This is a genomic window from Actinoplanes sp. NPDC023714, assembly GCF_040639855.1.
Classification (GTDB): domain Bacteria; phylum Actinomycetota; class Actinomycetes; order Mycobacteriales; family Micromonosporaceae; genus Actinoplanes.
In genome coordinates this window covers 169,641-182,133 of sequence record NZ_JBFAAR010000015.1, presented here as the reverse complement: position 1 = coordinate 182,133, position 12,493 = coordinate 169,641, and the positions used below count along the sequence as shown (strand labels likewise).

Below are 12,493 nucleotides of genomic sequence, written 5' to 3'. Positions count from 1 at the left end.
GCCGCACGACCCCGCGGCGGACCACGATGGGGACATGACCGTTTTCGCCACGAGTCCGATGACCTCGCTGATCGATGCTCACGTGCGCTACGACCTCGCGGAGAGCACCTGCCCGCCGATCACCGTCGGTGAGCTGGCCTCGCCCGAAGAGATCGCTGCGGTGCCCCTCGGCTACGGCACCACCCGCGGCGACGCGAGGCTGCGCTCGCTCGTCGCGGCCGGCGTGGGCGTGCAGGCGGGCCAGGTGCTGATCACGGTGGGCGCCGTCGAGGCGATGTTCCTGCTGGCTCAGGCGGTGTGCGGGCCGGGCGACCAGGCGGTCGTGGTGGCGCCCTGCTTCCCGCCGGCGCTGACGGTCCCGACCGCGTTGAAGGCCGGCATCGACATCGTACGGGCATCGTTCGACGACGGTTACCGTCTGCCACTGGCGGAGATCGTCGCGGTGCTCGGTCCTCGTACCCGGCTGGTGTCGCTCGCGTCGCCGCAGAATCCCGCCGGCGTGCGACTGACCGCGGCGGAGCTGCGGGAACTGCTGGATGCGGTGCGGTCTCGCGCTCCGGAGGCGGTGGTGCTGGTCGACGAGACCTACCACTTCTCGACGTACGGGGACACAGCAGTCCCCGCCTCGGCCGCGAACCTGTCGTCACGCATCGTCACCTGCGGCTCGGTCTCGAAGGCGCACGGCGCTCCCGGCCTGCGACTGGGCTGGCTCACCGTGACCGATCCTGATCTGTACGACCGGCTGCGCGAGGCGAAGTTCAACACGACCATCGCGTGCTCCACCGTGGACGAGTTCCTGGCGACCCGGGTCCTCGAACGCGCGCCGGAGATCCTGGCGGAGCGCGCGAAGCTCCTCCGCGACCGGCTCGGCGAACTGCGGTCCTGGGCGTCGGCGGCCGGCGTCGAGATGGTGGTGCCGGACGGCGGCCCGCTGTGCTGCCTGCGGGCCCCGGACACGTCGTTCTACCGGCGGCTGGAGAAGCTCGAGGTTCGGGTGGCGCCGGGTTCCTGGTTCGGCGAGGACGACCGCGTCTTCCGGCTCGGTTTCGGTCACCTGCCGGCGGAGGAGTTCCGGGCGGCGCTCGACCGGCTCGGGTCCGCCCTCGCCGGCTGAAGGGTCGCCGGCCGAGGGCTTTCCCTCGCCGCCGCCCTCGCGAGTGCGACCACTTCATGTGTACGCGGCTGTCAGCTCCGACCCGATGCGCACGAGCTCCGCCCGTACCGATGAAGGCTCGACCACCTCCGCGGCCGCGCCCCATCCGGCGATCGACCGGGCGATGTCACGTGGCGTGGCCGCGCCGACCCGGACCCGCACCCGGCCGTCCGCCTCGGCCTCGCCCGGATGGCAGTGGCGTCCGAAGTGGTCGCGCAGCACCCAGAGGAAGCGCTCGTCGATCAGCACGGTGGCCCAGGTGCGGGAGCGGCGCTCCTCGATCGCGCCGACCACCCGGTCCCAGGCGGCGGCCAGGGTGAAGTCGTCGGGGCGCTCGAAGCCCGCGCCGGTCGGAGTGGGGTCGCCGATCCGGTCGAGGCGGAAGGTGCGCTGGCCCCGGTCGGTGCCGGCCAGCAGGTACCAGACGCCGTCCTTGTCGATGAGGCCCCACGGGTCGGCCTCCCGCACGGCGTCCTTGTAGCGGAACCGCACCCGCTGCTGCCGCACCACCGCCTCCTGCAGCAGCGTCACGGCGGGCGGCCGATCCCGGACGCGTTCCCCCCAGCCGGCCGGGTCGACCACGACGGCGCCGGCCGCCGCCTGCGCCTCGCCGCGGTAGGTCTCCGGCAGCGCCCGGAGCAGCTTGCGCATCGCCGCCCGGACCTCCTCGGAGGCCGCCGACGCCGGGCCGGCCAGCAGGAACAGCGCCCGCGCCTCGGCCGAGGAGAGGCCGCTCAGGTCGGTGCGGGCGCCGCCGATCAGCTGCCAGCCGCCGTGCCGGCCGGGCTGCGGATAGACCGGGATCCCGGCCGTCGACAGCGCCTCCAGATCGCGGCGTGCGGTGGCGACCGACACCTCCAGCTCGGTCGCGAGCTGGGCGGCGGTGATCCGGCCCCTCGCCTGCATGAGCAGGAGGGCGGCGACGAGACGATCGGCGCGCATCCGGTCATCTTAAGTGCTCAGAAGGTGAGCACTTAAGGTCGCAGGATGAGGGCATGACTGCACTTCGCGGATTCACCACCGTTACGTTCTTCGCCGACGACCTGGAGGCGGCCCGCTCCTGGTACACGTCGGTCTTCGAGATCGAGCCCTACTTCGACAAGGGCGGCGCCTACCTGGAATGGCGGGTCGGCGACTACCAGCACGAGTTCGGCGTGCTGAAGAGCGCCTTCGCGCCGCACCCGGTCGGCGGGACGGCGTCCGGCGCGATCATCTACTGGGCGGTCGACGACGTCGAGGCGGCCTACCGCCGCCTGCTCGACCTGGGCGCGACACCGCACGACGAGCCGACCGAGCGCGGGACCGGCTATGTGACGGCGTCGGTGCTCGACCCGTTCGGCAACATCCTGGGCGTCATGCGCAACCAGCACTACCTGGACGTGCTCGAGCGTTGACCCTCGAGCGGGTCGAGGTCCTAGCGTCCCCGCCATGCTTCTCCACGACGTCTTCCGCGCCTGCTGGGGCGCCGACACCTGCGACCCGCACGACCTCCCGCACTGGCATCCGGGCAATCCGGCCCGGGGCCAGTGCGGGGTCACCGCCCTGATCGTCCAGGAGCTCCTCGGCGGCGATCTCGTCCTCGGCGAGGTCTTCGCCGGCGACTCCCGGGTCGGCTACCACTACTGGAACCGCCTCCCGGACGGCCGCGAGATCGACTTCACGGCCGACCAGTTCTTCGCGCACGAGACCGTCGTGGGCGGCGTCGTCCAGCCGCGCCCGGCCCACCCGCTGACCCGGTGCCGCGAACAGTACGAAGTGCTGCGCCGCCGGGTCCACGAGGCTCTGGCATCCTCTCCCTCCGGCCTTCAGTAGTGGGCGATCTGCACCACCAGCGTCGCCACCATCGCGACGAAGAAGACGGCCCAGCCGATCAGATTCCGTGACCCGACGCGCAGATGGGCGATGAGCGCGCCCACGAAATACAGCACCAGTCCCCCCGAGGCGATCAAGCCCATCATGGGTACGACGAACCCGAGCACCAATCCGGCCGTCCCGGCCGCGAGAAGCAGTCCCAGAACGGGGACATATCGGCGCGGGATCCCCTTCATGTCGGCCTGCGCTTTCGGATACTCGTGGCCGATCAGATAGGTGACGGCGGCGCTCCCGGCGAGAAACGCGGCGATGACGGTGACCGTGACGTAAGCGGCGGACATGAATGGTGGACGATCCACCGCTCACGAATGTGACCGTCACTCCTCTATCGAGGGATTCCGGCCGGTAGCCGGAACCGTCGTCGCAGGTCACGGCGAACTCGGACGCGTATCGGCCGTTCGCCCGGGGGTGCCGCCCCTTGCGCCGCGGCCAGAATGACCGGCCGACGCCCCGCAGCCTGTCAGAGAGCCGAGCATGTCTTCGAACGAGAACTTCCAGAACGTGGCCTCCGGAAACGCCACCGTCGGTCTCCAGATCGGCAAGAACACCGGAACGGTCGCGTCCGGTCCCAGCCCGGTCGACCTCCTGAAAGCCGTGCTCGACCAGTCGCCGATCGGCGACGAGGAACGCGCCCGCGCCGACCGCGAGATCCTCGCCGCCCGGAACGCGATAATGGCCGGCGACAATGCCGAAGCGACCCTGGCGTTGACGCGATTGGCGCGCTGGACCGAGGGGATCGCCGGTTACGGCTCCCTGATCGGCGCGGTCATCGCGGTCGTGCAGGGGTTCGGCTCGTGACCACGTACACGATGGCGGCCGACGGCGACGCCGACGTCGGCATGCAGATCGGCGTGCTGCACGGCAACGCCTACGTCTACCGGACCGCGCCGGCCGCGACCCCGGCCGAGAAGCTCCAGGTGGCGGTCCACTACCTGCGGGGCGGGTCGCCCCGGGAGGCCGAGCGCCGCCTCTCCGCCCTGGTCTTCGAGGACCGGATGAGCTCCGCCGAGATCGCCTACCACTGGACGCTGTCCGTGCTCAGTGGACGGTCGCTGACCAGTCTGGGCAGCGGCGACATGAACCAGCTCGAGCAGGCGTTCGTGATGGCCCAGCAGTACCCGAGCGGCCGCTGGTGGCGCTGCGTCGAGGTGATCCGGATGCTGGTGAACGCGCTGCTGACCGCCGGCCCGCTCGATCAGGCGCTCAGCGCGTACTCGACCCTGCCCGATCCTGATCGCGCCGACATCGAGCGTCATCTCAGTCTCATGCTCTCCGGCGTGGCGCAGGACCACATCGAGCAGCTCAACGCCGACCACGTTGGTCATGCCCGGACGTCCGGGGACCGGGCGGCCCGCGTACCCAAATTCTTCGAACCGGATCCCGTCCCGCCGATCGCGAAAGTCGCCCGCCCGGCGCCCGCCGAATCGACCTGGCTGCCGCTCGCCGGCGGGGGCGCGCTGCTGTTCTTCGGCGCGGTGACGCTTGTGCAGGCCGCCGCCGCCCGTAGTGTGATCGCCGCCGTGACCGTTTTCGTTCTCCTGGTTGCCGGTGGTTGGGCGGTGGTCCGGCACGGTCTCGAACGCGCCTTCCTGCGCAGCCGTCTCGCCGCGAAGGAGGCCGCGTTCCGTGGGCGCGCTCCTGCCGTGTATTCGCACTTCGCCGACCGGGTCGCCGCGATCGTCGAGGACGCCTTCGCGAGCCGCCGGCCGCGCGAGCCGCAGATGCGCGAGGCCTTCTGGCAGGACACCGCCGGCGTGCGCGCGGCGCTGCACGCGGACCTTGCCGATCGGTACGCCGGCAGCGGCGTGCGACCGGAGTCGATCAGATATCTGGCCGCTCACCACGCCGAAGTGACCGCCGCGCGCTGGCGGGACGGCAGCCTCGACGACTTCCGGCGCCACCGGATCGCCGCGGCCCCGCCCGCATTCCTGGCCGGCGTCGCCGCACTCGCGGCCGCCGTCGTGATCGTCCTGTTCGCGATGACGGCGCTGACGTTCTGCTCGCTGGTCCTGGCCGCCCCGATGCTCTTCTACGGCGCCCGGTTCGCCCACCGCGGCGGCCTCGCCCTGTACGGCGAACGTCGCCGCCTCGCCCTCGACACGACCGAATTCGAACAGCAGCACCGCGAGGAGCTGGCGGCCTTCGAGCGGTGGACCGCCTGGCTCGCCGACCGCCCGACCGACGTCGAGATGGGGCTCTGGCTCGCGCTCGACCTCGCCTACTGGAAGCGCGGGGTGATGAGTGACTACCGGCTGGCCAACCGCGACCTGCTCACCCATCTGACGCTCACCGAGGCGGCGCCGCGCAGCATGCGTGCCCGGGATGTGGGAGGGCCGTTCCGGCATTCGGCGTACACGGTCCTGCTCTTCCTGCTCACCGAGGGCGGTGTCCGCCAGGTGCAGGCCCGCCTCGACTTCGTGACCGGCACGTTCTCGGGGGAGCGGCGGACCACCTTCCGGTACGACGCGATCGGCTCGGTCCAGGTCACCGAGGTGGGTCTCCGCGCCGGCGACGAGAAGGTCGTCACCCGGCAGGCGTTCCAGCTCGCCCTGGTCGACGGCCACGCGATCCGCGTCCTGCTCGACGACTTCACCGACGACGCGATCGACTACGTCAGCGAGAACCCGGATCACCTGTCCCGCCTCGCCTCCGACGCGTCCGGCGTGACGAGCGCCCTGCACATCCTCGAGGCGGTGGCCGCCGACGGCCGCGACTGGATCGCCCTGGAGCGCCGGCGCCTGAACCGCCGCCTGCCGCGCCAGCAGCCCATGCCGTCCCCGGTCACCTATCCGCAGATCCCCGGCTGATCTCGCCTTCCCGCCGGTCGCGGCCTTCCCGCCCGGTTGCGCCTTCCCGGCTGGTCGCGGCCTCCGGGCCGGTCGCGGTGTCAGGTCCTGGCCGTCCTGGAGGCGGCGATGGACGAGGCCGCGCCGTACTACACCTACACCACCTCACGCCGGCAGCCAGCCACGCCCGGCAGCCAACCGCAGTCGCCCGCGTCGCCCTGCAACCCGGCCGGCCGCCGAGCTGCACGACAGGGCGACATTTCGGGCGGGGGAGCAGCCCTGCTGTACAGCCAGTCCCGCTTGGCTGCACGACAGGGCGGCATTTCGGGCGGGAAGGCAGCCCTGCTGTACAGCCGGTCCCGCTTGGCTGCACGACAGGGCGACAAATCGGGCGCCGATCGAGCCCTGGTGTGCAGCCGGCGCCGGGGGCGGCGTTCAGGGGTGGGGGAGCGGCTCTATGAAGAGCATGGGGCGGCCCTGGGTGGGCAGCCGTTCGATGGCCCCGGTGCGGAGGGAGAGGCGGATTCCGGCCGACGGTTCGGGCTGGGAATGCCACGGTTGCAGGCACAGAATGATGTGGTCGCCGTCCTCCCAGATCGGCTCGCTGTAGGAGCCTTCCGGCAACCAGTGCACCTGCGGCTTCGGATGGGGGCGAATGGGGAAGACGGTCACCGCCGGGGGATTGGCGCGGGCTGTCCAAAGTCGGTCACCGCCCAGGGTCAGGCGCGCGGTCAGGTCTACCGGGACGGTGATCGAGGTGTGGTCGGGGCGGATCACCGTGATGCCCTGGCTGGTGCGGGTCAGGCCGGTTCCGGTGAGCGGGTCGATCTGCTGGAAGGGGTGTGCCGCCACCCGCGGCTCGCCACCGGGGGTCCAGCTCATCGTGTCGCCGTGGCCGCCCGTGAAGTAGACCGTGTGCCCGTGCGCGCCGACCGGCGCGATCGGGCGGTCGGCCGGCCACGGCATCGTGACGGTCGGACCGCCGTCGAGATCCACGACGCGGAGACGGTTCTGGTCGTTCTCGGACACCACGACGCGTCGGCCATCGCCCATGAGGAGCAGGTCGGGTTGCCGTACATCGTCAATGACGTCAATGCCGCCATGGGCGTCGATAAGCTCGGCCACCCGATTCGGCCCGGCCACCAGAATGCCGCGAGCCGTCTGCACGGCCCGGGTCCATGCCGCGGCTTCCAGCCGCACATTCTTCATGGGTACGCCGTCAGAACCGTGCGTGATGGTCCCGTCGGAAAGCAGCATCCCGGCACGCGGCGGAGGGCCGAACGGAATGGCGGGCCGGGAAATGCGCCGCGCTGGTCGTGAGCCCGAAGTGAACCGCACCATGGCGCCCATCCGGATGGTCCCTTTTCCGAGGAAACGGGTGGGCCGGTCCGGAGAGGAAGAGGGCTGTTTTCCCGGAGGCTGCGCCGTGGAGGACGGAAGTCGATCCGGGGAAACGGAAGCCGGCGCCGGCCGGCGGCCGAGCGCGAGCCCGAGCCGCCCCTCGTCCCGGGCGGTGACGTGCAGCAGACCGGACTCCTCGGCGTACTCCAGCCCGGCCCGCAGATCGTCCTCGTCCACGAGCAGCCGCGCCGCCAGGTCCGCGGCCGTGACCTCGAACGGGATCCGCTCCGACCAGCGCAGCACGGCCTCGAGATCCTCGGCGAGCCGGCCGTAGCGGCTGCGGGCGTCCTGTGCCCGCACCATCCGTTCCCGCTCCGGCGGCAGGGACAGGACGGTGTCGACCCGAGCCGGTTCCCCGGTCCGATAACGATCAGTGCCCTCGCGCACCAGGATGCCGGCCGCGGCGAGCAGTGGCAGGCCGTCGCGTTTGAGCAGCACCGGCGGGACGCCGAGCTCGGCGGCGATCTCGTCGAGCCGGCGCTGCTGGGCTTCGAGGCGCCGGACCGCCTCGGCGTGCTGGCCGGCGTTGCGCCGGTCGAGGTCGGCGTGCCCGGTCGGCAGCGGCGTCCGGGGCAGCGGCCAGACCGGGGTGTCGAGCCAGCCGTCCGGGCGCTGGTGGTCCCGCCCCCACTGGTCGACCTGGTCGGCGGTCACCGCCCCGCCGTGCGCCACGGCCGTCGCCTGCACCATGCCGGAGAGCTCCATCACGGCGTACCCGAGCTCGCTCAGCCACCCACTGTTGCCGGCGCCGGCCGCAGGTCGCGCGCGTTGCAGCCAGATCGGAGGCTCGATGTCCGAAACGGGCCAGAACTGAAGCACCCAACGATCGGCCGGACGCCCGGGCGATGAAAGATCGGCCGAGCGCCCGGCGGCGGAGTGCTCGGCAGGGAGGTCGCCAGGACGCCCGCGTGATGAGTGCTCGGCCGGGAGGGCGGCCGAGCGGCCGACGCGCACCCGGTAGTAGCCGCCTGCGCCGAGGTCGAGGTCGGCCTCGCCCGTGCCGCCGGTGAGCCAGGTCAGCGACAGCCCGCCCGAGCAGGAAAGATACGGAACTTCGGATAAGTCAGAAAAGTCGGAGGCCGGTGGCCGCGACTCGTGCACCTCCAGCCTGACGCGCTGCGGACCGTCCGAAGCCTGGCACGTGATCCATCCTGCGCCCGAGCCCGCGAACGTCCCGGCCGGCTCGTCGCCACGGTCGTACGAATGCGGCAGCGCCGGCGGGGAATCCCAGGCGACCCCGGGATCCCGGAGAACGAGAAGCCCGTAATCGCAGAGATGGTCGTCGCTTTCGAATACCCGCACGGCGATCAACCTAGCAGGTTATGAGCATGATACCGGTCAATGTGAATGGGCTGTCGAAAGGAAAGAAGGTTCCCTATCAAGACCAGGATGCGCACTCACAGCGCCCGCCGATAACGGATCTCGTGGAGCGGGAAGCCGCGCGAGTCGTCGAGCAGCGTGGCGCCGTCCCAGTGCCAGCCGGCCGCCTCGTAGAAGCGCCGCGCCCGGACGTTCTCCTCGAGCACCCACAGCGTCGCCGACGTGAACCCGCTCGCGGTCAGCGACGCGACCCCGGCGTCCATGAGCTGCCGGCCGCAGCCGGTGCCCCACAGCGAGGGCAGCACATAGATGGCGAACAGCTGCCCGGTCGACGGGTCCTCGCCCGCCCCGACGGTGACGAAGCCGGACACCCCGGGAGAGAGCACCAGCACCGCCCGCGGCGGCGCGATCCGGTCGAGCCATCCGCGCCACGTCGCGGCGCGCTCGGCCACCGAGAGCGCGTCGAGGTAGGCCTGCGGCATCATCCCCCGATAGGCCGCCTGCCAGGTGAGCACATGCACCGTGGCGAGGCCGGGGGCGTCGGCCGGGACGGCGGGACGCACAGAGAACATACAGGTCAGCCTGGACAATGGTGGGTACCGTTGAGGGTCCCCCGGAAAGAGCAAGAGCAAGAGAAGGAGACGGTTGCGATGGGCTTCATGAAGCGTTTCGTGCTCTCGATGGTCGCCTCCAAACTTCACCACGCCTCCCAGAAGCGGCACAACCCGGCCGTCGACGGCCTGCTGCGCGAGGTGAACCACCGGATCGCCAGGAGCCAGGGTTACCACCACGGCTACGGGCACCCGGGCGCCTACTACGGAGGACACCCGGGCGCCTATGGACACCACGGTCACTACCGGCACCACGGGCACTACCGGCACCACGGGCACTACCGCCGCAGGTTCTGGTAACTCCCTCGCGGCGCGGGGATCATCGGGGCATAGCCGTCGGCGCCGGCCGCGACCGGCGCCGGCGCGGAATCCAGCCCGCAGGATGTGAGCGTGTGCTGGCGCAGCAGCATCGACGTCGGCACCGGCGCGATCTCCCGCCACGCGAAGCACGCCCGGATGATGGCCGCGTGCACGCCGCCGGTGAGCTGCCGGTCCGCGTCGAGCAGCGCCCGCAGGACGCCGTGGTAAGTGAGGAAGTCCGGTGACATCGCCGACCAGCAGGTGGCGAGCAGCCGGCCCAGATAATCGCGGGCGAGCAGCAGCGACTCCTTGAACGCTGCCTCGTTCCCGGCGTAGGCGGCGGCGAAGTCGTCCTGGATCTGCTCGAGGTCCTGCGCCGTGCCGGGCAGGTTCGTCGAGCGGGTCCGCAGGTCCTCGCTGATCAGCTTCTTGTCGACGAGGTCCTGCTGGAACACCTCGACCATGGTGTCGAAGACGGCGCCGGTGAGCGGCAGCGACCGGTTGTGCGGCTCGTCGTCGACGTCCGACATGCGCAGCGCGTTGAACGCGATCCGGATCTGCCGGGTGTCCGAGAGCTCGCCGACCCGGTCGAGGCCGTTGATGGTGAGCAGGTTCCCCTTGGTGTTCTCCAGCAGCATGTCGACGAGCGAGTGGAAGTGCAGCGAGGCGACGATCGCGACCAGGTCGCCGGACGACTCGTGCATGCCGCCGTAGTCGATGCCCTCGTCGAGCGGGCTGGCCGGCACCCCCACCTCGGCGAAGATGATGCTGTGCCCGAGCTCGTGGGCGAGCACGTCGAAGTTCTCGCAGAACGGCCGGGAGTGGTCGATCGTGCCGGTCGGGGTGCGGCCGAAGCCGAACTCCAGGAAGCCGAACCCGGACTGTGCGTTGTTCCACTCGATCAGCGGGATCAGCTCGAGCTTCGCGAACGCGGTGGAGAAGTGCCACTCGATGGTGCGGCCGAAGTAGTCCTGCCAGATGTCCAGGACCCGGCGGACCGTCGCGTACATGGTGGCGGCCGAGAAGTCGCGGGTGGCCGGGTCGAGGTGATCGAAGTGGCCGTCCGGGCCGGGCTGGACGGGCGGGTTCGCCGCGCCGGTGTAGGGAGGCCGGAAGAACTGGTTGTAGGGCAGCTTGCCGACCGCGTCGACGACGAACATCCGGTCGTCGGCGGGCCCGGCGGTCACGGCGCCCGGTTCGGGGGCGACCACCACCGTCTCGGGTTCCGGGAACAGCGGGGAGCCGTCGGCCTTGGTGAGGAACCGGGGCTGCGGGAAGATCCGGAACCGGGTGCCGGTCTCGGCGAGTCTGCGGTCGAGTTCGAGCGACATGGGAACCTCCCTGAGGTGTGACCTTCAGCGGTATGCCTGGTCAGGGCGGAAGTCAACGAAGGTGTCCATGAACCATCCCTAAGAACCGGCCTGGACAGTCCTCGCCGTCCGGTAGGACGATGCGGGGCATGGCGGGCACCCGTTCCCTGCTCCTCTTCACCCTGCGCCTCGAGCGGATCCGGCTGCCGGTCTGGATCCTCGGCGCCGGGTTGCTGTTCCTGATCCAGTCGACGCAGAGCCAGAACCTCTACGGCACCCCGGAGGAGCTCGCCCAGCTCCGCGCCACGCTGGGCGGCAACACCGCGGTGATCGCGATGAGCGGGCCGGCCGAGCTGCTCGGCACGATCGGCAACGAGATCGTCTTCGAGATGTTCGCGTTCGTCGCGATCCTCGTGGCGCTGATGAACATGTTCCTGGTCGGCCGGCACACCCGCGGTGACGAGGAGACCGGCCGCGCCGAGCTGATCCGGTCGACCGGGATCGCCCGGCACGCCCCGCTGCACGCGGCGCTGCTGCTCGCGCTGCTGGCGAACCTGGCGGCGGCAGCGGCGATCTTCGCGGCGCTGGCCGGGACCGGCCTGGAGATCGGAGGCTCCGCGCTGACCGCGGCCGCGATCGCCGGTGTCGGGCTGGTCTTCGCGGCGCTCACCGCCCTCGCGGCGCAGGTCTTCGAGCACACCCGCGGCGTCTACGGCTTCACCGGTCTCGTGCTCGGCGCGAGCTACGCGCTGCGTGCCGCCGGCGACGCCGGCGATCCCGCGCTCGCCTGGGCCTCGCCCATCGGCTGGGGGCAGAGGACCCTGCCTTTCGGTCCGGGCCGCTGGTGGCCGATCTTGGTGATGATGGGTACGGCCGGAGCTCTCGTGGCCATCGCGATCGCGGCACTGAACCGCCGTGACTTCGGCGCGGGTCTGGTCCGGCCGCGGCTCGGCCGGCCGCGGGCGTCCCGGGCGCTGCGGGGCGCCGCGGGGCTGGCCTGGCGGCTGCAGCGCGGCGCGGTGATCGGCTGGGTGCTCGGCGTCGGCCTGCTCGGCGTGGCGTACGGGTCGCTCGGCGACAGCATCGAGTCCTACATCCGGGACAACCCCGAGGTCGCCGAATTCCTGCCGGGCGGCGCCGGCGAGATCGTCGACTCGTACCTGTCGCTGACGCTGACCATGTGCGCGCTGCTGGCCGCGGCGTTCGGGGTCTCGTCGGTGCTGCGGGCCCGCGCCGAGGAGACCGCCGGCCGGGCCGAGCCGGTCCTCGCCACCGCGACGAGCCGCCGCACCTGGCTGGCCGGCCAGCTCGGCGTCGCCCTGATCGGCAGCGCGCTGGTGCTGGTCGTGGCCGGTTTCGGCGAGGGACTGTCGTACGGCCTGACCGTCGGCGAGCCGGGCCAGGCACTTCGGATGACCGGCGCGGCGCTGGTCTACCTGCCCGCCGTCTGGGCGGTGGTGGCCGTCCCGGCGTTCGGCCTGGGCTGGCTCGCCCGGGCCGCCGCGATCCTGGGCTGGGTCGCGCTCGGCTACTGCGCCGTGGTCGAGCTGTTCGCCGACTCGTTCCGGCTGCCGGACTGGATCCAGCAGGCGTCGCCCTTCGCCCACCTGCCGGCCGCGCCGCTGGACCCGGTCACGGCCGGCCCGCCGCTCGCCCTGGCCGTCGTCGTGCTGGCCCTGATGGCCGCCGGATTCGCCGGATTCCGGCGGAGGGACGTGGGTTACTAGGCCGATACTGGGG

At 71.4% G+C, this 12,493-nt stretch carries 12 protein-coding genes; 7 read left to right on the top strand and 5 right to left on the bottom strand.

Annotated features, from left to right (window positions below):
• Positions 1-34: 34 nt before the first annotated feature.
• Entirely contained in the window at positions 35-1,114 is a 1,080-nt protein-coding gene (locus AB0G10_RS40910; RefSeq protein WP_360935140.1) for a pyridoxal phosphate-dependent aminotransferase, read from the top strand.
• Positions 1,115-1,168: 54 nt separating this feature from the next.
• Here AB0G10_RS40910 and AB0G10_RS40905 read toward each other — a convergent pair whose 3' ends face one another.
• Positions 1,169-2,095, bottom strand: coding sequence for a WYL domain-containing protein (locus AB0G10_RS40905; RefSeq protein ID WP_360935137.1), 927 nt, complete (start codon positions 2,093-2,095; stop codon positions 1,169-1,171).
• A gap of 53 nt (positions 2,096-2,148) precedes the next feature.
• On the opposite strand from AB0G10_RS40905, the gene AB0G10_RS40900 reads away from it, so the two are divergent.
• Positions 2,149-2,547 carry a VOC family protein gene (locus AB0G10_RS40900; protein WP_360935134.1) on the top strand — a complete coding sequence of 133 codons (399 nt, stop codon included), beginning with the start codon at positions 2,149-2,151 and terminating at the stop codon, positions 2,545-2,547.
• A gap of 34 nt (positions 2,548-2,581) precedes the next feature.
• Positions 2,582-2,965 carry a hypothetical protein gene (locus tag AB0G10_RS40895; RefSeq protein ID WP_360935131.1) on the top strand — a complete coding sequence of 128 codons (384 nt, stop codon included), beginning with the start codon at positions 2,582-2,584 and terminating at the stop codon, positions 2,963-2,965.
• Here AB0G10_RS40895 and AB0G10_RS40890 read toward each other — a convergent pair.
• Complete coding sequence (locus AB0G10_RS40890) at positions 2,959-3,306, bottom strand: DoxX family protein (protein ID WP_360935128.1); 348 nt, start codon at positions 3,304-3,306, stop codon at positions 2,959-2,961. The genes AB0G10_RS40895 and AB0G10_RS40890 overlap by 7 nt on opposite strands.
• A gap of 193 nt (positions 3,307-3,499) precedes the next feature.
• Between AB0G10_RS40890 and AB0G10_RS40885 the strand changes: the two genes are divergently transcribed.
• Together AB0G10_RS40885 and AB0G10_RS40880 are read left to right on the top strand one after the other, a co-directional pair.
• On the top strand, positions 3,500-3,823 hold the full coding sequence (locus AB0G10_RS40885) for a hypothetical protein (protein ID WP_360935125.1): 324 nt from the start codon (positions 3,500-3,502) through the stop codon (positions 3,821-3,823).
• Complete coding sequence (locus AB0G10_RS40880; protein WP_360935122.1) at positions 3,820-5,832, top strand: hypothetical protein; 2,013 nt, start codon at positions 3,820-3,822, stop codon at positions 5,830-5,832. Before AB0G10_RS40885 ends, AB0G10_RS40880 begins: the two co-directional genes overlap by 4 nt.
• A gap of 414 nt (positions 5,833-6,246) precedes the next feature.
• On the opposite strand, the gene AB0G10_RS40875 is transcribed toward AB0G10_RS40880, so the two are convergent.
• Entirely contained in the window at positions 6,247-8,031 is a 1,785-nt protein-coding gene (locus AB0G10_RS40875; RefSeq protein ID WP_360935119.1) for a hypothetical protein, read from the bottom strand.
• Between the two features lie 578 nt (positions 8,032-8,609).
• The gene (locus AB0G10_RS40870) at positions 8,610-9,104 is read right to left on the bottom strand and encodes a GNAT family N-acetyltransferase (protein WP_360935116.1); all 495 of its coding nucleotides are present in this window, start codon (positions 9,102-9,104) and stop codon (positions 8,610-8,612) included.
• Positions 9,105-9,182: 78 nt separating this feature from the next.
• On the opposite strand from AB0G10_RS40870, the gene AB0G10_RS40865 reads away from it, so the two are divergent.
• Positions 9,183-9,443 (top strand): hypothetical protein, encoded by a 261-nt coding sequence (locus tag AB0G10_RS40865; protein ID WP_360935113.1) that lies wholly within the window; start codon positions 9,183-9,185, stop codon positions 9,441-9,443.
• Here AB0G10_RS40865 and AB0G10_RS40860 read toward each other — a convergent pair.
• Entirely contained in the window at positions 9,422-10,774 is a 1,353-nt protein-coding gene (locus AB0G10_RS40860) for a hypothetical protein (RefSeq protein WP_360935110.1), read from the bottom strand. The two genes, AB0G10_RS40865 and AB0G10_RS40860, sit on opposite strands and share 22 nt — an antisense overlap.
• Before the next feature lie 128 nt (positions 10,775-10,902).
• On the opposite strand from AB0G10_RS40860, the gene AB0G10_RS40855 reads away from it, so the two are divergent.
• Entirely contained in the window at positions 10,903-12,480 is a 1,578-nt protein-coding gene (locus AB0G10_RS40855) for an ABC transporter permease (protein WP_360935107.1), read from the top strand.
• Positions 12,481-12,493: the final 13 nt, after the last annotated feature.

Coding starts and splice junctions, on each gene's coding strand:
- AB0G10_RS40910 (WP_360935140.1), top strand. CDS start 35: ATGACCGTTTTCGCCACGAGTCCGATGACCTCGCTGATCGATGCTCAC.
- AB0G10_RS40905 (WP_360935137.1), bottom strand. CDS start 2,095: ATGCGCGCCGATCGTCTCGTCGCCGCCCTCCTGCTCATGCAGGCGAGG.
- AB0G10_RS40900 (WP_360935134.1), top strand. CDS start 2,149: ATGACTGCACTTCGCGGATTCACCACCGTTACGTTCTTCGCCGACGAC.
- AB0G10_RS40895 (WP_360935131.1), top strand. CDS start 2,582: ATGCTTCTCCACGACGTCTTCCGCGCCTGCTGGGGCGCCGACACCTGC.
- AB0G10_RS40890 (WP_360935128.1), bottom strand. CDS start 3,306: ATGTCCGCCGCTTACGTCACGGTCACCGTCATCGCCGCGTTTCTCGCC.
- AB0G10_RS40885 (WP_360935125.1), top strand. CDS start 3,500: ATGTCTTCGAACGAGAACTTCCAGAACGTGGCCTCCGGAAACGCCACC.
- AB0G10_RS40870 (WP_360935116.1), bottom strand. CDS start 9,104: ATGTTCTCTGTGCGTCCCGCCGTCCCGGCCGACGCCCCCGGCCTCGCC.
- AB0G10_RS40865 (WP_360935113.1), top strand. CDS start 9,183: ATGGGCTTCATGAAGCGTTTCGTGCTCTCGATGGTCGCCTCCAAACTT.
- AB0G10_RS40860 (WP_360935110.1), bottom strand. CDS start 10,774: ATGTCGCTCGAACTCGACCGCAGACTCGCCGAGACCGGCACCCGGTTC.
- AB0G10_RS40855 (WP_360935107.1), top strand. CDS start 10,903: ATGGCGGGCACCCGTTCCCTGCTCCTCTTCACCCTGCGCCTCGAGCGG.